At 65.3% G+C, this 18,597-nt stretch carries 22 protein-coding genes and 1 pseudogene; all 23 read left to right on the top strand.

Annotated features, from left to right (window positions below; all coding sequences use genetic code 11):
* The first annotated feature begins 13 nt into the window (after positions 1–13).
* The 23 genes and pseudogenes from C5N93_RS04035 (at position 14) to C5N93_RS03925 (ending at position 18,557) form a co-directional block, all read left to right on the top strand.
* On the top strand, positions 14–574 hold the full coding sequence (locus C5N93_RS04035; RefSeq protein ID WP_029044111.1) for a DUF2857 domain-containing protein: 561 nt from the start codon (positions 14–16) through the stop codon (positions 572–574).
* A 3-nt stretch (positions 575–577) separates the two neighbouring features.
* A complete protein-coding gene (locus C5N93_RS04030) occupies positions 578–1,810 on the top strand; it encodes an STY4528 family pathogenicity island replication protein (protein ID WP_020205340.1) in 1,233 nt (410 codons plus the stop codon).
* A 317-nt stretch (positions 1,811–2,127) separates the two neighbouring features.
* Complete coding sequence (locus C5N93_RS04025; protein ID WP_028690963.1) at positions 2,128–2,907, top strand: PFL_4669 family integrating conjugative element protein; 780 nt, start codon at positions 2,128–2,130, stop codon at positions 2,905–2,907.
* Complete coding sequence (locus tag C5N93_RS04020; protein WP_242558359.1) at positions 2,904–3,431, top strand: DUF3158 family protein; 528 nt, start codon at positions 2,904–2,906, stop codon at positions 3,429–3,431. Before C5N93_RS04025 ends, C5N93_RS04020 begins: the two co-directional genes overlap by 4 nt.
* Positions 3,432–3,504: 73 nt before the next feature.
* Entirely contained in the window at positions 3,505–3,945 is a 441-nt protein-coding gene (locus C5N93_RS04015; RefSeq protein WP_242558358.1) for a single-stranded DNA-binding protein, read from the top strand.
* A gap of 282 nt (positions 3,946–4,227) precedes the next feature.
* A complete protein-coding gene (locus tag C5N93_RS04010) occupies positions 4,228–6,240 on the top strand; it encodes a DNA topoisomerase III (protein ID WP_242558357.1) in 2,013 nt (670 codons plus the stop codon).
* A 533-nt stretch (positions 6,241–6,773) separates the two neighbouring features.
* Complete coding sequence (locus tag C5N93_RS04005) at positions 6,774–8,369, top strand: DNA cytosine methyltransferase (protein ID WP_242558356.1); 1,596 nt, start codon at positions 6,774–6,776, stop codon at positions 8,367–8,369.
* Positions 8,370–8,612: 243 nt separating this feature from the next.
* A complete protein-coding gene (locus C5N93_RS04000) occupies positions 8,613–9,170 on the top strand; it encodes a hypothetical protein (protein ID WP_242558355.1) in 558 nt (185 codons plus the stop codon).
* Between the two features lie 330 nt (positions 9,171–9,500).
* Positions 9,501–9,713: a hypothetical protein gene (locus C5N93_RS03995; protein ID WP_096219441.1), complete on the top strand. Its 213-nt coding sequence runs from the start codon at positions 9,501–9,503 to the stop codon at positions 9,711–9,713.
* Positions 9,714–9,734: 21 nt separating this feature from the next.
* Positions 9,735–10,127: a hypothetical protein gene (locus C5N93_RS03990; RefSeq protein ID WP_242558354.1), complete on the top strand. Its 393-nt coding sequence runs from the start codon at positions 9,735–9,737 to the stop codon at positions 10,125–10,127.
* Positions 10,128–10,302: 175 nt separating this feature from the next.
* Complete coding sequence (locus C5N93_RS03985; RefSeq protein ID WP_242558353.1) at positions 10,303–10,989, top strand: hypothetical protein; 687 nt, start codon at positions 10,303–10,305, stop codon at positions 10,987–10,989.
* A gap of 79 nt (positions 10,990–11,068) precedes the next feature.
* On the top strand, positions 11,069–11,806 hold the full coding sequence (locus tag C5N93_RS03980; protein ID WP_242558352.1) for an ABC transporter substrate-binding protein: 738 nt from the start codon (positions 11,069–11,071) through the stop codon (positions 11,804–11,806).
* Positions 11,807–11,903: 97 nt separating this feature from the next.
* Positions 11,904–12,182 (top strand): uridylate kinase, encoded by a 279-nt coding sequence (locus tag C5N93_RS03975; RefSeq protein WP_242558351.1) that lies wholly within the window; start codon positions 11,904–11,906, stop codon positions 12,180–12,182.
* A gap of 284 nt (positions 12,183–12,466) precedes the next feature.
* The gene (locus C5N93_RS03970; RefSeq protein ID WP_242558350.1) at positions 12,467–13,276 is read left to right on the top strand and encodes a GTPase; all 810 of its coding nucleotides are present in this window, start codon (positions 12,467–12,469) and stop codon (positions 13,274–13,276) included.
* On the top strand, positions 13,273–13,491 hold the full coding sequence (locus C5N93_RS03965) for a hypothetical protein (RefSeq protein ID WP_242558349.1): 219 nt from the start codon (positions 13,273–13,275) through the stop codon (positions 13,489–13,491). The genes C5N93_RS03970 and C5N93_RS03965 overlap by 4 nt, the downstream gene beginning before the upstream one ends.
* A 92-nt stretch (positions 13,492–13,583) precedes the next feature.
* Positions 13,584–13,937: a DUF3085 domain-containing protein gene (locus C5N93_RS03960; protein WP_242558348.1), complete on the top strand. Its 354-nt coding sequence runs from the start codon at positions 13,584–13,586 to the stop codon at positions 13,935–13,937.
* A gap of 148 nt (positions 13,938–14,085) precedes the next feature.
* Positions 14,086–14,928, top strand: a complete 843-nt coding sequence (locus C5N93_RS03955) for a phosphoadenosine phosphosulfate reductase family protein (RefSeq protein WP_242558347.1) — start codon at positions 14,086–14,088, stop codon at positions 14,926–14,928.
* A gap of 31 nt (positions 14,929–14,959) precedes the next feature.
* Positions 14,960–15,440 (top strand): annotated as a pseudogene (locus tag C5N93_RS03950) (XF1762 family protein).
* Positions 15,441–15,704: 264 nt separating this feature from the next.
* Positions 15,705–16,607, top strand: a complete 903-nt coding sequence (locus tag C5N93_RS03945) for a DUF3577 domain-containing protein (RefSeq protein WP_242558346.1) — start codon at positions 15,705–15,707, stop codon at positions 16,605–16,607.
* Positions 16,608–16,664: 57 nt separating this feature from the next.
* Entirely contained in the window at positions 16,665–17,354 is a 690-nt protein-coding gene (locus C5N93_RS03940) for a DUF3275 family protein (protein WP_242558345.1), read from the top strand.
* A gap of 93 nt (positions 17,355–17,447) precedes the next feature.
* The gene (locus tag C5N93_RS03935) at positions 17,448–17,771 is read left to right on the top strand and encodes a hypothetical protein (RefSeq protein WP_020207160.1); all 324 of its coding nucleotides are present in this window, start codon (positions 17,448–17,450) and stop codon (positions 17,769–17,771) included.
* Between the two features lie 101 nt (positions 17,772–17,872).
* Entirely contained in the window at positions 17,873–18,280 is a 408-nt protein-coding gene (locus C5N93_RS03930; protein WP_242558344.1) for a hypothetical protein, read from the top strand.
* A 16-nt stretch (positions 18,281–18,296) separates the two neighbouring features.
* Positions 18,297–18,557: a hypothetical protein gene (locus C5N93_RS03925; protein ID WP_020207200.1), complete on the top strand. Its 261-nt coding sequence runs from the start codon at positions 18,297–18,299 to the stop codon at positions 18,555–18,557.
* Positions 18,558–18,597: the final 40 nt, after the last annotated feature.

Raw genomic sequence — 18,597 nt, 5'->3', positions numbered from 1 at the left:
GAGGAAGGCCAACATGTCCGCACCACACCCACTCAACCAGGCCGTGATCGCCCAAGCCCTTTATGACCTGCGCAATGGGCAACTGCGTCGTTGCAAACTGATGGGGTTTGGCGAGGAAGAACTGGACGCCCTCAAGCATCCCGCGCTGATTAGTGTGCTGGCCAACGCCAACGTCTCCTGGTGCTCGGTGACGGTCAACCGCGAAGTGCTCCGGCGGCTGCTCAAGCAGGCGCAGGACGTGGAGAAGGAAATCGCCACGGTCGATCGCATGCTCAGGCTGGGCGCGAGCACCGAGATGGTCAGTCGATTCTATGGCTTGACCCACCAGGAGGTGGCGCTTCGCCGCGAAATCCTCGGCCTGCCGAAGCGGAAGGGCCGCCACCCCGTGCTGGACGAGAAACAGGACACGGAGCTGTGGCGGCAATGGAAGGCCGTGACCGGCAGTAGGAATGTCGATCTCGAAGACGAAACCTCCATCCTCGACGCCTCCATGGACTTGGCCGAAGGCATGTCGCTGCCTCTGTCGGTGGTCTGGGCCTCGATCAAGAGCTGGGTCGATCAGGGACTGGGTTGAGCCATGGCCGTGGACGACACCGCACCACGCCGTGGCCCCGTCGCACTCGCGGATCTGTTCGATGCTGCCCTGAAAGACCTCGCGCCCAAGCCCAGCCCCAGTGCGCCAGCACCCATGCCTACGCCGACGCCTGCCACGTCAGGCGATGCCTTCCTCTTCAGCGGCAACCGGCACGAGACCGTGCCGCGGCGGCTGTTCCTCGACCGTCGCCTGACGCCGCTGGAGCGCAACGCCTGGCAGGTGTTCCGGCTGATGCTCAACGACGATGGCGTGACAGCCTTCCCGACGTATGAGCAGCTTCGACCCTGGCTGGCGTCGATGCCCTGCGCCGGGCAGGCCTCGCATGAAACCGTGGCCCGAGCGTTGACGCTGTTGCGCCTCACCCGATGGTTGAGCCTGGTACGGCGACGGCGTGACCCCAAGACCGGCCGCATCCTCGGCAACCTCTACGTTCTGCACGATGAACCACTGACGCCCTTCGAGGCCATGCAGCTCGACGCCGACTACCTGGCACTGGTCAGCCAGTCCCTCGGCCATTCGGCCAAGGCTGTCCAGATGGTCGGCCTGAACACCCTCAAGGAGATCGCGGAAGATCCGATGCTCTCCGGACGCACACTGCCGTCTCGGCTACAGGTCCTGGCCGAACGCCTCGCCAGCCAAGGCATCACGGCCGCCGAAAGTTATCCACAGGAGGATGCCGCCCACGATTCCGAAGAAGGAGCATCGAGCCTTCTTCGGAATGCGGACGACCCGTCTTCGGAATCCGAAGCAGGGGCGAAACCCGCGCCAGACGCCTCTCTTCGGAATCCGAAGCAGGCCCGTACAGTACGTAGTAGTCGTATTAATGAAGTACGTACTACCGCGCAGGCGCGCGCGCTGGGCGATCTGCAATGGCCCAAGCGCTTCACGGAACTGAAGGCAGAGCAGCAGACAGGTGCCAGGGTGGCATTGCAGCAGGTCGATGCCGCGCTGAGACAGGCCGTGCTGGACGACTGGGCCACACGATGCAGCAGTCATGGCATCCGCAATCCTGCGGGGTATCTGTTCGGCATCATCCAGCGCGCCATCCATGGCGAGTTCAATGCCTGGGCCAAGAAAGACGCGCCATCGGCATCCGTCCCGCCAAACGAGCGGCCACCACCAGCACCGCCACCTCAGCCGCAGGGTAAGCCAGTGCCGCCGGAAGTCGCCAAGCAGCACATCGAGCGGCTACGCAATCTGCTCGCCAGCAAGTGAGCCGGCATGCAAGGCGGTGAAGTAGATGCCCATGGCCACCAATAGAGCTATCCCCTGGGGATAGTTCCGCCGCTGGGCACAACGCCAAGCTGTCGCAGGCCTGGGATCGACCGTCTGCCGCAGCATCGGTGTTGTCCCCCCTGATCCCGGCGTGCAGCGTTCGTTGGCGCTCCATGGAGCTATCCCCTGGGGATAGCTCGCGCCGCATGCAACCGCCGCGCCCTAAACCGGGGCCCGCCGGGATTCGGATTCTTGACTGACTGCCTTCCGCTTCCTGCCGAAGCTGGCCGCTCCTTTTCCAACAACGAGCGGACACCATGGCAACCAATGAACCTCTGCAACTGAATCTCGGCTCCCTGCGCAGCGCGATGTCGCTGACCCTGCACACCCATCACGCTTCCCGCATCTGGCACGGCCGCGCCGCCGCCGAGGGGCGACCGGGCATCGTCGGCCTGAACGGCTACATCGCCCAGATGAACAAGATGCGGCGGGGCTCGGAGCAGGACGACCCGTACTCGGACTGGTGGATGCTGCGCATCGAGGACAAGCTCGACCAGACCAAGGTCACGCTGCAATCGCTGCGCGAGCAGGTGGACCAGGCGCTGGCGAGCGTGCCACCGGCGCTCAGCCTGGGCGAAAACCTCAACGTGCAGCCGGTCAAGCTCCCGCTCTTCGTCAACGCGCAGCTCGGCTTTGCCGCGGTCTATCTCCTGGCCGACTACGACGACATCGCCCGCAAGCTGATCCTCGCCCACCACACCGCGCTCATCGACCGTAGCACCTTGGAACGCTGGCTCAACGAGGGCGCGCACGCGCTGCGCAGCCTGTTCTCGCTGGCCCAGCAGTATCGCTACTCGGGCTGCACCCGCGACGATTTCGCGGCGAAGAACGCCGCTGCGCGAGTCGCGCTGGAGAAATACGGCGAACTGCCGCAGGAGGTGCTGGAGGGGACACGCCGCTCGAAGTTTGCGCCACCCGTCGTGCGCCGTGGCCTGCAACAGCGCGGCGACGGTCCTGCCACAGCGCCTCCGCCCAGCGACGAAGCCGCCACCGCAGAGCCGCCCGAAGCGTCAGCCGGCGAGGACGAGCCCGCATGAACGATCTGAACCAACCGACCCGCTACTTCCGGGGCCTGCAACAGGGTGCCTTCATGAGGCTGGAACACGCGGCCTCTCTAAAAGGCCTTTTAAAGCCTTTTAAGGGTAAAGGGGACTTCGAGGCCTGGGCCAGCCAGTGCTTCGCCATGCGCGACGAACTGATCGGTTTGGCGCAGCGACAGGTGCTGGAGCAGGCATGCGGGCACCCCTTCCACCTGCTGCCCATCGAACTGGCCCAACAGACCACTGGCGCAGGAACCGTCTTCTTGCGCTGGCGCAGACACGACAGGTCGGCCATGGGCGTGGCGCTGTGGCGGGAGCTGATCGCCAGCAGCAGCACGCCCGTCAACCTGCTGGCCGACCTGCACGCGATCGAACTGCAGCGCATCACGTTGAACATGCAGATCAGCCTGCTGCACACCCTGGGCAGGCAGGCGCAGGAATGCGCCAGCAAGGCCGCCGAGGCGGACGACGCCTACCTGCGCCGGCTCACGTCCGTTCCTGCCGCAATGCGCGATCGGTGATTGCGCCGGGCATCCCAGCACGCGCCCGGCGCCGACGAGGCACGGGTATTTCAACCACCACGGAGATCACACCATGAGCACGCATTTTTCTGGCGAAGGCAACATCGGCTCGCCACCGGAGTACCGCGAATTCCCCAACGGCAATGACGAACCCAGCCGCTTGCTGCGCCTGAACGTCTATTTCGACAACCCCGTGCCCAAGAAGGATGGCACCTTCGAGGACCGCGGCGGCTTCTGGGCGCCGGTGGAAATCTGGCACCGCGACGCCGAGCACTGGAAGGACCTGTACCAGAAAGGCATGCGCGTGCTGGTCACCGGCCGCATGGAGCGCGAGCCTTGGACGGACAACGAGGATCAGCCGCGCGAAACCTGGCAAATCAATGCGCGCAGCGTCGGCATCCTGCCGTACCGCATCGAGTCCGTGGCCCTCAGTCCGAAGCCGCAGGAGGCAGAACCGAAGCCCCAGGCCGCTCAAGAATCGACCGCGCCGAAGGAGGCGAAGCGCAGGAAGTGAACCGGCATGGAGGGCGGCGGCCGCAATGCTTCGCCGCCCTCCATGCATCCGAAAAAGCTATCCCCAGGGGATAGCTCCATCAACGTCCATCGACTTCCACGCGCTCCCGCAAATCGCGGCTCCTGGTCCGCACACCTGCGGCCACGCGCCATCCCCGCCCAAGCCATTCCATCCCGTGAAAGCGGTCGCCGCCGCATGCGGCTTGTTTGCTGCTGCCCCAGGTGGCGCTCGGCATCCTCGATTCCAGCAACTCCATGAACAACGGGAATCGGATGGACGGACATGCGGCTGTTCTTGTGCGAGAAGCCCTCCCAGGGCAAAGACATTGGCCGGATTCTCGGTGCCACGCGGCGCGGTGAAGGCTGCCTCAATGGTTCCGGCGTCACCGTCACCTGGTGCATCGGCCATCTCGTGGAAGCCGCAGCGCCCGAAGCCTACGACGAGCAGTTGAAGCGCTGGTCCATCGAGCAGTTGCCCATCATTCCCCAGCATTGGCGGGTCAAGGTCAAACCGAAAACCGCCACGCAGTTCAAGGTCGTCAAGGCGCTTCTGGCTAAGGCGACCCAGCTTGTCATCGCTACCGATGCCGACCGCGAGGGCGAGTTGATCGCTCGCGAAATCATCGACCTGTGCGGCTACCGCGGTCCCATCGAGCGGCTGTGGCTGTCGGCGCTCAACGACGCATCCATTCGCGCCGCGCTCGGCAAGCTCCGGCCATCGGCCGAGACATTGCCGATGTACTACTCGGCGCTGGCGCGTTCTCGGGCGGACTGGCTCGTCGGCATGAACCTAAGCCGGTTGTTCACGGTGCTGGGGCGGCAGGCCGGCTACGACGGCGTGCTATCGGTCGGCCGCGTCCAGACCCCGACGCTCAAACTGGTCGTGGACCGGGATCGCGAGATCGCAGCCTTCGTGTCCGTGCCGTACTGGGCCATCGACGTGTCCCTGTCCGCTGGCAGCCAGGCTTTCACCGCGCAGTGGGTTCCACCCGAGGGCTGCACCGACGACGCGAGCCGGTGCCTGCAGCAGCCGGTGGCACAGCAGGCGGCGCAGCAGATGCGCGCGGCCGGCAGCGCCCAGGTCGTCTCGGTCGAAACCGAGCGTGTGCGGGAAGGCCCGCCGCTGCCGTTCGACCTGGGGACCTTGCAGGAGGTGTGTTCCAGGCAGCTTGGGCTGGACGTGCAGGAGACACTGGAGATCGCCCAGGTCCTCTACGAGACGCACAAGGCCACGACGTACCCGCGTTCGGATTCCGGCTACCTCCCCGAAAGCATGTTCGCCGAGGTGCCCACGGTCCTGGACAGCCTGCTCAAGACCGATCCCACGCTGCGCCCGATCATGGCCCAGCTCGACCGCTCCGTGCGCTCACGCGTCTGGAACGATGCGAAGGTGTCCGCGCACCACGGCATCATCCCGACGCTCGAACCGGCGAACCTCTCGGCCATGAGCGAGAAGGAGTCGGCGGTGTACAGGCTCATCCGGGCGCACTATCTGGCGCAGTTCCTTCCTCACCACGAGTTCGATCGCACCGTGGCGAACCTCTCCTGTGGCCAGCAAACGCTGGCGGCCACCGGCAAGCAGGTCGTCGTCAAAGGCTGGCGCCTGGTGCTGGCGGAACCTCAACCCGAGGAGGATGGCGACGGCGCAACCCGCAGCCAGGTGCTGCCCGCGCTACGCGAGGGTCTGGCATGCCAGGTGGCCGGTGTCGATCTGAAGGCGCTCAAGACGTTGCCGCCTCGACCCTACACGCAGGGCGAGTTGGTCAAGTCCATGAAGGGCGTCGCCAAGCTGGTCTCGGACCCGCGCTTGAAACAGAAGCTCAAGGATACGGTCGGCATCGGCACCGAAGCGACGCGCGCCAACATCATCAGCGGCCTGATCGTCCGCGGCTACATCGTGAAGAAGGGGCGCGCGATCCGCGCCTCGGATGCGGCTTTCACCCTGATCGACGCCGTACCCGCGGCGATTGCCGATCCAGGCACCACCGCCGTCTGGGAACAGGCACTCGACATGATCGAAACCGGCCAGCTCACACTGGACCTGTTCATCAACAAGCAGGCCGCATGGATCTCACAGTTGATCGCGCAGTATGGCAGCACGTCGCTGTCCATCAAGGTTCCCCAAGGGCCGGCTTGCCCACAATGCGGCGCGCCCACGCGCCAGCGCAGTGGCAAGAGCGGCCCGTTTTGGTCGTGCAGTCGCTATCCAGACTGCAAAGGCACGCTGCCGGTTGAATCCGGCGCGTCCAAGCGCGGTGCCTCGCGCCCGCGCCGCAGCGGCCGTAAAGGCTCCTGACCGACCCCGTTCCCCGTGAGCCGTGCCCGCCATCGGCGGCGTGGCCCGTGTCCCGCACGCCCTGCGGGACGCCCAGCGCGCAACGCCTTCTTGATCCGTGTGCGCGTCCCGCCCGGCCGTCCCCGGCCACGGGACCTGAAGGTAGCTTCTCTGCGAGCCGCGCCAAGCGCGTTCTGCTGATCTGCATTTCTTTCGCCCACTGCGAAGGGTCTCCCGATGGCTTGCCTAGCTGCGCGAGCCACCCGGAGACCCTTCGTGGTCAGCGGTATTCGGTGCCGGTGCCCGCCGGCGCAAAAACGGGCTCCTTTTGTGCGCGGATGTGCGCCAGACGATGCCGGCCCCAGCCACGACATGGGCCGGGTGTGATTGCTGACAGCAGACGGTTCTAGCGACGACCGGGCCTGCCAATCAGCCCACGGGTGGTTCCTCTTTCCTCCCGAGCCGAAGGCCGCTGCGCCTTCGGCGCCTTTCTCCTGCCCATCAACGTCCCGGCCCGGCCAACGACACCGGGCCACACGAACAGGAGACCCGCCATGAACCCCAAACCTTGCCATGCGCCGCGCAACGCGCCGCTGCTCTACGGCAGCGTGTGCAGCGGCATCGAGGCCGCGAGCCTCGCCTGGCAACCGCTCGGCCTCGAAGCCGCGTGGTTCGCCGAGATCGAACCGTTCCCGAGCGCCGTGCTCGCCCACCGCTACCCGCACGTGCCCAACCTGGGCGACATGACCGCGATCGCCCGCCAGGTGCGCGCCGGCACGGTGCCGGCGCCCGACATCCTGGTCGGCGGTACGCCGTGCCAGTCGTTCAGCGTTGCCGGCGCGCGCCAGGGACTGAATGACCCGCGCGGTGCCTTGACCCTTGCCTATGTGGAGCTTGCAAATGCCATCGACCAAACCCGCCACCAAGACCGCCGCACGCCGGCAACGCTCGTCTGGGAAAACGTCCCCGGCGTCCTCAACGACCGCAGCAACGCCTTCGGGCATTTCCTGGGCGCACTGGCCGGAGAAAGCCGTGCGCTCCAACCGCCAGGGCAAAAATGGGCGCACGCAGGTTGTGTGTCTGGACCCCGGCGCCGCATCGCGTGGCGCGTGCTCGACGCCCAATATTTCGGCGTCGCCCAGCGTCGCCGTCGCGTGTTTCTTGTGGCAAGTGGTGGAGGTGGCCTCGATCCCGCAGAAGTACTTTTTGAGCGCGAAGGCCTGCTCGGGGATTCTTCGCCGGGCTTCGCGCCGTGGCAAGACGCTTCCCCCGCTGCTGGACATGGCATTGCAGCGGCAGGCTATGCCGGACTGAAGCAGCCCTATGGCAAGGTCACCATGACGTTCGGGTTCGGTGGCGGCAATACGGCGGGCCCCATCGACGTGGCCGCCTGCCTGACCGCCGCGCCCGGCCCGAAGAATGACTTCGAGGTCGAAACCTTCCTCGCGCAGTCCATCGCGGGCAACATCACCCACACGCTCAGCACCGCCAATGGCGGCAAGGGCAGCAGCGAGGACGGCACCGGCAAAGGCGTTCCGATCATCGCTTTCACCGCCCAGGGCTACGGCGCGGATGCGGTAATGAACCGGGCACCGACGCTGCGCGCAGGCGGGCATCGCAGCAGCCATGCGAACGCAGGCGTGGTGCCTGCCATTGCCTTCGCACAGAACAACCGCGGCGAAGTGCGCTTCGAGTCCGGCCATGGGCAGGTGGCTTGCACCGTCCTGTCCAACGGCAAGCCCGGCTACGGTGTGCCGATGGTGGCATGCGTTGCCCTGCGGGGCCGGCAGCATGGTCTTGCCGCCGAGTTGGGCGACGGCGTATCGACCGCACTGCGCACCAGCGGCGGCGGCGCGGACAAGCCCCATGTGTTGATCCCTGACTTCGAGGCGCATTTCCAATACGACTGGAATGAACCCAGTGCGGCGGACTGGTCGCAGTGGCGCGTGCGGCGGCTGATGCCCACGGAGTGCGAGCGGCTGCAGGGCATGCCCGACGACTACACGCTGATCCCGTACCGCGGCAAGCCTGCCGCAGATGCTCCGCGCTACAAGGCGATTGGCAACTCCATGGCCGTCCCATGCATGGCTTGGCTGGGCAACCGGCTGGTGCAGTGCCTGCACAAGACGGACTCGACCGCTTCGGATTGATCGACGACGCAGCCTGCGGGCCGCGCCATTCTCCCTCCTGCATTGCCGACGTGTCGGCAGCAGCCCGCAGCCAGGGTGTCAAGGCTGCCGTGGGTTCCACCCACGCCACCCGCCAGTTCGCCTCGGCATCTCACCGGCGAACGCTGCCCACCGGGGTATCGATGCCTCCTTTCTCCAACCCACGGGATGGTCGCCACGTCCCGTCAGGGGCGTGTCGCCACCCGGTCGATTTCAGGATTTCCCATGGACACCATCACCAAGCAAGACCGCATCATGCTGAAGAACCTCAAGGTCGCCGACTTCGCCAGCGAGGAAACGCTGTGCTTCACCGCGACCGTCGTGTTCGACGGCACTCCCATCGCCGAGGCCCGCAACGACGGGCATGGCGGCTCGACGTTCCTCCGCGCGCTCAATGGCAAGACGACGCTGCTGGCTCAGGCCGAAGCCTTCGCCAAAGGCCTGCCGCCTGCGCCGCTCGATCTCGGCCAAGAGGGTGAAGACCCTCATTACATCGACATGACCCTCGACTTCCTGGTCGATGAGCTGGCCGATGCCATGCACGCGGAGCGCAAGGTGCGAGCGGCGTTCAACCGCGACATCGGCAACAAGGTGCTGTTCATCAAGGACGGCAAACTGCTGTTCATCAAGGGCATCAAACTCAAGGCCATCGCCGACCGCAAGGCGTACTTCGCTTCGCTGCGCGCCCGGCAGGCCCAGCCCATCGTCATCCTCGCCGAGCTTCCACCCGAGCAGGCATTCGACCTGTGGAAGCAGCATGTCCTGGGCGACAAGCCCGACTGACCCAGCGCCACCGCACCCTCCTGACAGCCCCGCACTCGATGCGGGGCTTTCTTTTCCGGTGCCCATCAATCGGGGCTGGGCCGAATGCCGTTTTCCAACTGACGCAGCACGGCCCTCGCACGAAGCTGCCCGCATGTTCGCTGATTCGTCAGCACATGCCAGCAGCCAGGGTTCCAGGCTGCCGCGGGTTCTTCCCGTGCAACCCACCAGTCCGCATCGCATCAAGTCTGCGGATGAGCGTCCCCGTGACGCCGATGCACTTTCTTCAACCGCGTGCGGGAGCTGCCATCCCGTGAGGGACAAGGCCCCGCTTTTCCAAGGAGCCCGTCCATGTCCCAGCAAGCCTCTTTCGGCCAGTTGGCCCTGACCTACTGCGGCAAGTTCCTGCCGCTCGAAGTCCTGCAAAGCGCCGCCGGCCACTACATCGGCACGCGCGATACCGAAGGTCCCGTTTCGCGGGAATCCCGCGAGTACTTCCGCAGCTATGCCACGGCTCAACGCGCCCTCGAAAGAGGCGGCTGGTCCCAGCTCGCCATTCCCTGATCCAACTGGAGAAATCACGTCATGAACCAGCTACTGCCGCGGGAAGTCGTCGATCAGATCATGCGGGAAGAGCAGCATTTCGCTGCCGCGCCCCAAGCCTTCTTCGAGGCCTGGAAGCGCGGTGTCGAGATTGCTGGTCCCGAGTGGTTCGGCGACGGCACCCGTGAAGGCCTGAACCAGGCCAGCACCAAGTGGGATTTGCGTCCCGACATGCTGCGGCTCAACGATGCCCTCGGCGTCCTGAGCAGCGGGGAACGCATGTTCCTGTCTGCCATGGTCAGCTTCTACAACGCGCGCGAGGGCGGTGCCATGCTCAAGCGCTGCCACTTCCACGGGCTGTCGGACTTCGATGGTCTCGATCTGGAACGCCGCAAGGTCATCGCCGACCTGCTGGTGAACTACAACGGCTGGTGAGCCGGTCTCCGGCACGCCACCGTCCTCTCGATCCCCCGTGAGGGACATGCGCCCACAAGGCCATGTCCCTCAATTTTTCTTCCCCATCGCCCGGCGCCAACGGCCTTGGGTTATTCCCTGCGGATGCCATCGTCCGCATGGGCTGGCTCCGCTCACTTCCCCGAAAGGAGCCAGCATGGCAAACAACTACTACGAAGGCACGGGCGTTCTCGTGCTCGACCACGTTACTCCCGTCATCAAAGCACTGTTCGGTGCTTTCAGGCTGGACGAACACCATCCCGGCAATGGGCAGGCCTACATCGCCCAGATCGCCGAGACCAATGATCCACGCTGGACAGATGTGCTGGACGGTCTGGAAAACCTGGCCACACAACTCGGCATCCCCATGCCCGACGACGAAGAGTTGTCGATTCCGCCTCTGCTTGAACGGCTGGCCGCGCACTTCGGTGCTGACCAGGACGGGGAGCTGGAGAACCTGATCGAGCACCACCAATTCGAGGACGGCGCCGACCTGGAAGCCTTGCTTCTGATCGCCTCCCGCTTCGATGACGGCCATCACCTGACCGCCATCCAGTTCGAGGGCTGCTGGTATTGCAGCAAGCCAAGGCTGTTCGAGTTCGGCGGCAACGGCTGCTACCTGAGCCGCGAGGTCCAGGTCTTCAGAACGTCCTCGCAGGCGCTCCAACTCGGCGACCAACTGCGCAAGGCCATCGTGGCCACCGACATCGAAGAGGCCTCGGCGTTGATCGCGTTGGAGGCCGCCAACCTGCTCGCCGGCATCAACGACGAGCATTTCCGCCTGAGTGTGCGCCATCGCGTCGCCGAACGACTGGCCCAGACGCCGACGATCAGCGCCGCCTGACGCATTTTCCACTTTCAACCCACCGGGTCCAATTCCCGGTGGTGGGGATTGGCTCCATTATTCAATCTGGAGAGTTCCCATGTCCCAGAAACCCAATCCCTTTCTCCGCGGCTACTGGCATCTGAAAATCGTCCGCACACTGTGCATCAGCTACGAGGACGGAAGCCCGCATGTCTGGCGAAACATTCACGCGAGCCAAGAACACCTCTCCGACGAGGAGCTGGTTTCATCGTCCTGCATCGTCACCAGCGATTTCGCCGTGGTCAGCAATGGTCCTGACCCCGTGAGTGCCGAGGTGATGGCCGAATGCGATGCCGGTGAAGGCGTCAGCGGCCAAGGCGTGATCGGCGCCGTGGTCTATGCCATCCATGGCGACGACTTCGACGGCCGTCCGGTCCACGTCGGTGACACCTATTCGGCCGAGGCCGCGCGAGAAGTCGTGCAGCGCCTGAGTTTCGAGACCGGGTATTTCAGCCGGGCCTGGGAAATCAGTCGTGAGCACATCACCGTCGATACCTGGCACTACCTCGCCAACTTGGCAGACCTCGCCACGCCGGAGGCTTTCCTGTTCATCGCGTTCCGGGTTCCGTACAGCCCGGCGATCGGCATCAAGCTGATCTCCACGCCCTGGACGGACCAGAACCTGGAGCACGCCGAGGGCATCACCGCCGATCAGCTTCGGCAGGATCACCGGAACAAGGGCATGCCGGACGATCTGGCGAACATCCTTGAACTGGCTGGCCGGGCCGACGTGCGCATCCTGATCCTCGACGCCGACGCGCCTGCGCTACCGGGCCTGCCGCTGGCCGAGTCCTAGCAGCCGCGCGACGCGCCATCCTTCCTCGTTGTTTTCCCCCATACCAGCCCGTCTCCTGCCCGGAGCCGGGCTGGTTCATTTTCACAGGAGCACCCTCATGTTCCCCGACCTCATCCCGCCCGCACTCGACTTCGAGCACCAGCTTGGAGCCTGCGTCAACGCCATGAGCCAGGACGACGCCATCGGCCAGATCCTGGTATTCGAGCGCATGCGTGGCACGCTGCACATGCGCCATATCGCCAGCGCCGACCTGTTGGACACCGACGTGGACGACTACGAAATGGTCGTGTTCGACGGTGGCAACACCAGCGGCGATACATGGAAGCATGTCTTCTTCCCGCGTCAGCGCGAGCACTACTTCGTTTACGAAGCCTGACGCCCCCCAAGCCCCTTCCGAGGGGCTTTCTCTTGTACGCAGCGAAGGAAAGCGGATGCGGCGCGGTGCGGTTTCCTGCGGGCGGGCCGCTCACTCCAGAGCCATCCTTGCCCCATGTTCGTCGGCGCTGCCGACACATGCCCAGGCAGCCAAGACCTTCGAGGCTGCAAGCGCGGGAAACCGTGCTGGTCGTTTCTTCCAACGGACGTACCGCGTCCATCCACCCACAAGGGACCTCTCCCTTGTGGGCAGGGAATCCCTTGTTCTTCCTCAAGGAGATTCCCATGGATCGCTCTCTCATCAAGACCCTGATGCCTTCGCTTGTCGCAGGCCATGTGCCCCGCAATGTGCGGTCGTTCAAGTACCGCGTGTTCGATGATCAGCCGCAGTCCTCTGCGCTGGGCTTCGCCATTGATCCCCAGCCCTTCGACGGCAAGGTGGTCGCGGCCAATGACGATGCCATCGTCGTCAAGCTCAAGCCCAGCGAGTTCGCGGTGCTCGACCCCAAGCTGGTGACCACCGTCCCGAGCGAAGGTGCCAAGGTGCATGTCCAACCGTATGCCCGCCGCCGCTTCGACGGCCTGCGCGCGGACACCCCGGAAGTCATCACCGAGAAAACCTCGGACGGTACGCCTTACACCATCACGAGGCACATCCTCGGTTCCGCACCGGCCAAGCTACCCATCCCCCAGCCGCAGTGCATGGAACTGGGCCAACTCATCGAGCAGATGGAGGAAATGCCGGCGCCTGACGGGTTCCGGCGGATCACCCACATGCTGGTCGATGCGGGCGCCCGGGACTTCACCTGGGTCGATCCCAAGCCGTCCAAGATCATCGAAACGCCTCCGGCGATCAGCTTCACGGTCTCGACCGCGAAGTTCGAGGGCCAGGTGACGATCCTCTACGACCGCGGCGGGGACACCTACGTGGTGGAACTGCACCGCAACGGCGAACTGGTCGATCGGCACGACGAGGTGTATTTCGACATGCTCGGCGAAGTGCTGGAACGGCTCATCGACGACGGGCGCTGGCGCCTGATCGACGTGAGCGTGATCGACGCGAAGGCGGCCCGCCGCCGGGCAGTGCCGGCATGACGTCCAAGGCCGGCGACTGCTGGGTGGTGTGCTCGCCCAACGAGTCGGCCCTCGGTGACAGCGCCGGTTTCTGGTCCAACGAGTTCGGCTGGGTCCCGTTCGACCAGGCGACGTGCTTCTCGGCGGAAGAGACCGAGAGCTTGCAGCTTCCGATCTCAACTGGCGGTGATGCGCGCTTCGTTCCATGGCAGGAGGCCCGACGGCACCACGGCTGAAGCCGAAGCCTGCCGGCCACAAGCCCCATGGGCCTTCCATCCATCCGGGTGGAGGGCCTTTTCTTTTCCATTCCACACAGGAGATTTCAATCATGTCCCTGCGATTCAAAAGCTCCGACCTGCGCCCCGTGCTGGCCGAGGCGATCGCCACCCAGGGCCGCGTGATCCTCGCCAAGGATCAGGGCGTGTACTTCCTCGCCGAGCGCGGGGAACGCCGCCCGGATGGTCGGGTGAAGCTGTTGGCCTATGCCGTCGGCTGCAACCCGGATACCGATCCGTTCGATGACTGGTGGGAACTGGCACGCGCCGAACTGGGCGGCGACGACTTCGGCGAGTTCTTCGATCCGAAGGAAGGCGTCTTCGCACGCATCCTGCACGGCACGGACGACCTAATGCTGTCTGCCACCGCCACGCATCTGTCGCTGGAGGTGGTCCCCCCGGCATAGCGCAACAACCACCGCGCGGCCCTCGCAGCCCCCATCCGGGGGCTTTCTTTTCTTCGTACCGCGGCCACCGCCGCGCGTGCGCGTTCGTCTCCGGCCGCCATGGCCTGCCTCGTCGGCCTGCCGCCGACATGCCCACGGAGACGACCGCATGCACGACCCGTTCAAGATCACCCAACCCACCTGCATCAGCTTCTCCGGGGGACGCACCAGCGCGTACATGCTCTGGCGTGTGTTGCAGGCCAATGGCGGCCTGCCTGCTGACACCGTGGTCTGCTTCGCCAACACCGGCAAGGAAGTGGAAGCGACCTTGCGCTTCGTGCGCGACTGCGCCGAACGCTGGCAGATCCCGATTCACTGGCTGGAATACATGCCCATGGAGCCGGGCTTCATGCTGGTCGATTTCGAGCGAGCCAGCCGTCAGGGCGAACCGTTCGAGGCGCTGATACGCAAGCGCCAGTACCTGCCCAATCCCGTTGCGCGCGGCTGCACGACCAGCCTGAAGATCCGCCCGATGCACCGCCACCTGCGGCATCTGGGCTGGACGGACTGGGACCAGATGATCGGCATCAGGGCCGACGAGCAACGGCGCGTCGCCAAGATTCGCGCACGCGGCCACTCCACCGAATCGACCCACGAAACCATGTGCATGCCGCTGGCGGATGCCGGCGTCACCGTGCGCGACGTGGGCACCTTCTGGCAGGCGCAACCGTTCGACCTCGACCTGCTGACGGTGAATGGCCGCACGCTCGAAGGCAACTGCGATCTGTGTTTCCTGAAGCCGCGCGGGCAGCGCCTGGCCCTCATCAAGGCCCGGCCCGAAGCGGCTGTGTGGTGGATTCGCATGGAATCCCTGAACCTGGCGAGCAAGCCCAGCGGGGCTCGGTTTCGCGCCGATGGTCCCAGCTACGCCGACCTGGCGCGCTTCGCTGCCGACCAGGGCGACCTGTTCGATGCCGCCGAGGAACCGCTCGCCTGCTTCTGCGGCGATTGATGCTGTGCGCACGGCATTGGCCTCGCCACGGCTGCAACTGGTGCTCGTGTCGCTGCGCACCGCCAATGCCTTCGTGCAGGAGCACCATCGGCACCACCGTCCGGTTCAAGGGGCGAAGTTCGCCCTGGCGGTCACGCTGTCCGGCAGCGACGGCATCTGCGGCGTGGCCATCGTCGGTCGCCCGGTCGCGCGTCACCTGGACGACGGCTGGACCCTCGAAGTCACCAGGCTCTGCACCGATGGCGCACCGAACGCCTGCAGCAAGCTCTACGGAGCCGCCTGGAAGGCGGCCAAGGCCCTGGGCTACACGCGGCTGATCACCTAACCGTGCCCGAGGAAGGCGGTGCCAGCCTGCGCGCTGCCGGCTGGCGGCTGGTCGGTACGCGCGGCGGCGGCACCTGGAGCCGCCCCAGCCGTCCGCGCGCCGACACCCCGCCCACCTGCGCGGCCCCAAGTGCCTGTGGCGCGCGCCCGGCGGCGCGGACAAAGGGAAACGCCCGGATGCCGATTGATTGCTGCCGCGCGCGCGAGGCCCGGCCATGCTGGCCCCATGCCTGCTGACGTTGTCAGCGACATGCCAGGCAACCATAGGTCTTCGAGGTTGCGGCGCAGTTCCCACTGCGTGACCGACCCAGCTCGCACCGCATCCATCCGCGAGCGGCCACCAGTCTCTGGTGGCGGATGCTTTCGCCTTATCAACCCACCGCGGGGTTACGCACCTTTCCCCGCATGCGTGGGGCTGGTGTGTCTCCGCTTCTTCCCTATGGAGATTCACCATGAACACCACGTCCAACGAGAAATCGTATTTCGACCTCCACACCTCGGGCATCGGCTACATCCAGCGTGTCCGTGAAGTGCCTGTCCGGGGCGGCCGCCGTGCGCAGCCGTTCCTGGCATGCACCGTTGCCGCGCTGGTCGGCCCCGCCAGGGACCCCAGCTACCGCTACTTCGATGTCAAGGTCTCGGGTGCCGAGGCCAAGAACCTCGTCCAGCGCTACATTGGCGTTGACGATCCCAAACAGCGCCCGCTGGTGCGCTTCCGCCTCGGCGACCTCTGGGGCGATGCGTACATCCGCGACAAGGGCGAGCGCAAGGGCGAAGCCGCCGCGTCCCTCAAGGCGCGACTGCTCAAGGCCGAGCCGCTTGACCGGGCCGAACTGGCTTCAATCAGGCAGCACGAACTGATCACCCGCGGCATCGGCTACCTCAGCCGTCCGAAGGACGTCACCCCCAAGGATGGCGATCCGTTCCTGTCGTGCTGCATCGCGGCTCTGGCCGGGCCTGTCGGTGAACCGGACTATCGGTACTTCGACACCATCGTCGCCACCCCTGAAGCCGAGCACCTGGTTCGCCGGTGCGTTCAGGCCATCGAAGGGGACCGCAAGGTCCTGATCGCCTTTAAGTTGAACGACATGAAGATCGATCCGTACATCCGTACCAAGGGTGAGCGCACCGGGGAGCCGGGAGCGAGCCTGGAATCGACGCTGATCCACATCGGTCTGATCAAGATCGACGGCACCCAGGTCTATCCGACGAGCCAGGCGCAAGCCGAGGCGCCGCAGGCCGAGGACGCACCCGCGCCCGAAGCCGAGGACGCCGCCGACACCGCTGCCGACCAGCCTGTCGAGCCCGCAGGTGAAGTCGAAGAGCAGGAGCCGGCATTGGCTGCTTCGTTCTGATCCGGCATGGCCCCCCAGGGGGCCTTGCCTTTTTCCTATTCCTCAAGGAGAAGCATCATGGCAGTCACATCGGCACCCGAGAAATCGGCCTCGCCCATCATCGTCCCGGGCCAGCTCGCGCTGCGCACCATTCACGGCCGCAATGGAAAGTTCAACGTTGGCAAGCTCGAATGCCAACTCGGCAAGTTCACGATAAAAGACGCCGAGTTGGAGCAATACCCCGAGGGCAAGTACCAAGGGGAATTCGTCCTCCGCTACATCTTCCTCAAAGGTTATCCGATCAGCGACGGCAGCATGCGTTTCGAGATGCGCGCCAACCTGGACGGCATGACACTTTTCGGCATCGACAAGCTGAGCAAGGCCGAAGCACATAGCTTCGCCCCACAGGAAGTCGATCCTCTCGATGAAGAGTTGGGGACGCAGCCTGCGGCAACGCCGGCCAAGCCCGCCAAGGCATCCAGGTCAGCCAAACCTGCACCCGTGCAAACGTCCGCGGACCCGCTGGTCGATACCACGCCCTTCGGCGTGGACGCGCCGCCTGCTGCGGCTGCTGCCCCCGGCAGCACCGAGGATGGCGACGCCGCGCTGTTCGGCCTGTTGTGGCCGCTGGGCGAATCCGTGAAGCTGGATTCGACCATCGACCGCCGCGCCCTGCGCGCACAGATCGCCCGCCTGGGCGATCTGGGTTACGCGCTGGACTTCAAGACGCAGGAGTGGAGCCGCCAGGCCGAACTGCAACCTGCGTGATCGCAGACGCCGCATCCGCGGCGTGCTTCATCCGCCCGCCGGGGTTCCCTCCCCAAGCGGGGAGGCCCTGGCTTTTCTCTGGAGGTCTCCATCATGTCCACCATCGCCTGCGATACCCCCCGTTCCGCGCTGGATGAATCCGCGTGGCGGGCTCTTTGCAAGGCGGCTGCCGAACGCGCCCAGCGCGGTTGCGGCCTGTCTTACGACCACTACGTGACGCTCTTCAGCTCGGAGATCGACACGCAAGCCAATCGATTGCCGGATGACCAGCGCGTTCAGGCGCTGGAAATCGCGACCCGGGAATGGGACTACGCAACGCCTGCCGAGCGGCAGGAAACCCAGGACTGGCTCGCCGACAACGGCTGCTGTTCGCATGGGATCACGCTGGGTTGCTGCCCGGCCGGTTGCGGTTCCTAGTCCGCACTGAGTTCCACCGCCGCACATGCGGCATTCCATCACCCGCTGGGGGTTCTTCCCCACGGGGAGGCCTCCGGCTCTACTTCTTCAGGAGGCCTCTCATGGGCTGGTATTTCTCTCCCCAATCGCGGTCTGAACTGATCGCGGAACTGATCGCACCGCAAGAGACCGAGCGCGCCAGCGTCAAGGTCATCGCCCACGCGCTGCGCGGCAATGTCCTGTGGTCCGTCGCGGAAGTGACGGCCAAGGTCGAAGGCGTGCATCGTGATCTCGAACCGGGCCAATCCCTGCGCTACATCCGCTGCGATCTGCTGGAACGCAGCGGCAACCAGTGGGGCTACAAGCCGCTGGACGAGTCCATGCACCCGTACTACTACTCGTGCCCGCTGTCCTATCTGGACCTTGCACCGGAGCAGTCCGCCGAATGGCGTGCAGGCGTTCGCGCCTACCACGCACGGCGGCGCACACCCACGGCTGTCACGGCACCCGCCGCGACGCTGATGGTCTGAGCCAGGAGGAACCGACATGGACCCGATCCTGGCTGCGCTCCCCGCCTCGCTGCTGAAGCTCGTTGAAGGCAGTTTGTCCAACGACGAAGTTTCCTCCGACGAGGAAATGCTGGGGTACTTCATCGACAACGGCCTCACCGAGGAGCAGGCACGGCAGGCACTGACCTACCGCGACCAGTACCTCAACAACATCTACCTGGACGGCTTCACGCCGATCACCGCGGTGGACGAGGTACTTCACTTCAATCCGCACACCCGGCAGTTCGAGCCGGACTGAGCGATTTTCTTCCACCCCCTGGGGCAGTACTTGCCCCAGC

It is taken from the genome of Pandoraea sp. LA3 (genome assembly GCF_022696215.1).
In the GTDB taxonomy this organism is placed as follows: domain Bacteria; phylum Pseudomonadota; class Gammaproteobacteria; order Burkholderiales; family Burkholderiaceae; genus Pandoraea; species Pandoraea capi.
This window is presented reverse-complemented; position numbering and strand designations above follow the sequence as displayed.

Bases quoted from the DNA above. Each gene is read 5' to 3' on its own strand.
- C5N93_RS04035 (WP_029044111.1), top strand. From the start codon at position 14: ATGTCCGCACCACACCCACTCAACCAGGCCGTGATCGCCCAAGCCCTT.
- C5N93_RS04030 (WP_020205340.1), top strand. From the start codon at position 578: ATGGCCGTGGACGACACCGCACCACGCCGTGGCCCCGTCGCACTCGCG.
- C5N93_RS04025 (WP_028690963.1), top strand. From the start codon at position 2,128: ATGGCAACCAATGAACCTCTGCAACTGAATCTCGGCTCCCTGCGCAGC.
- C5N93_RS04020 (WP_242558359.1), top strand. From the start codon at position 2,904: ATGAACGATCTGAACCAACCGACCCGCTACTTCCGGGGCCTGCAACAG.
- C5N93_RS04015 (WP_242558358.1), top strand. From the start codon at position 3,505: ATGAGCACGCATTTTTCTGGCGAAGGCAACATCGGCTCGCCACCGGAG.
- C5N93_RS04010 (WP_242558357.1), top strand. From the start codon at position 4,228: ATGCGGCTGTTCTTGTGCGAGAAGCCCTCCCAGGGCAAAGACATTGGC.
- C5N93_RS04005 (WP_242558356.1), top strand. From the start codon at position 6,774: ATGAACCCCAAACCTTGCCATGCGCCGCGCAACGCGCCGCTGCTCTAC.
- C5N93_RS04000 (WP_242558355.1), top strand. From the start codon at position 8,613: ATGGACACCATCACCAAGCAAGACCGCATCATGCTGAAGAACCTCAAG.
- C5N93_RS03995 (WP_096219441.1), top strand. From the start codon at position 9,501: ATGTCCCAGCAAGCCTCTTTCGGCCAGTTGGCCCTGACCTACTGCGGC.
- C5N93_RS03990 (WP_242558354.1), top strand. From the start codon at position 9,735: ATGAACCAGCTACTGCCGCGGGAAGTCGTCGATCAGATCATGCGGGAA.
- C5N93_RS03985 (WP_242558353.1), top strand. From the start codon at position 10,303: ATGGCAAACAACTACTACGAAGGCACGGGCGTTCTCGTGCTCGACCAC.
- C5N93_RS03980 (WP_242558352.1), top strand. From the start codon at position 11,069: ATGTCCCAGAAACCCAATCCCTTTCTCCGCGGCTACTGGCATCTGAAA.
- C5N93_RS03975 (WP_242558351.1), top strand. From the start codon at position 11,904: ATGTTCCCCGACCTCATCCCGCCCGCACTCGACTTCGAGCACCAGCTT.
- C5N93_RS03970 (WP_242558350.1), top strand. From the start codon at position 12,467: ATGGATCGCTCTCTCATCAAGACCCTGATGCCTTCGCTTGTCGCAGGC.
- C5N93_RS03965 (WP_242558349.1), top strand. From the start codon at position 13,273: ATGACGTCCAAGGCCGGCGACTGCTGGGTGGTGTGCTCGCCCAACGAG.
- C5N93_RS03960 (WP_242558348.1), top strand. From the start codon at position 13,584: ATGTCCCTGCGATTCAAAAGCTCCGACCTGCGCCCCGTGCTGGCCGAG.
- C5N93_RS03955 (WP_242558347.1), top strand. From the start codon at position 14,086: ATGCACGACCCGTTCAAGATCACCCAACCCACCTGCATCAGCTTCTCC.
- C5N93_RS03945 (WP_242558346.1), top strand. From the start codon at position 15,705: ATGAACACCACGTCCAACGAGAAATCGTATTTCGACCTCCACACCTCG.
- C5N93_RS03940 (WP_242558345.1), top strand. From the start codon at position 16,665: ATGGCAGTCACATCGGCACCCGAGAAATCGGCCTCGCCCATCATCGTC.
- C5N93_RS03935 (WP_020207160.1), top strand. From the start codon at position 17,448: ATGTCCACCATCGCCTGCGATACCCCCCGTTCCGCGCTGGATGAATCC.
- C5N93_RS03930 (WP_242558344.1), top strand. From the start codon at position 17,873: ATGGGCTGGTATTTCTCTCCCCAATCGCGGTCTGAACTGATCGCGGAA.
- C5N93_RS03925 (WP_020207200.1), top strand. From the start codon at position 18,297: ATGGACCCGATCCTGGCTGCGCTCCCCGCCTCGCTGCTGAAGCTCGTT.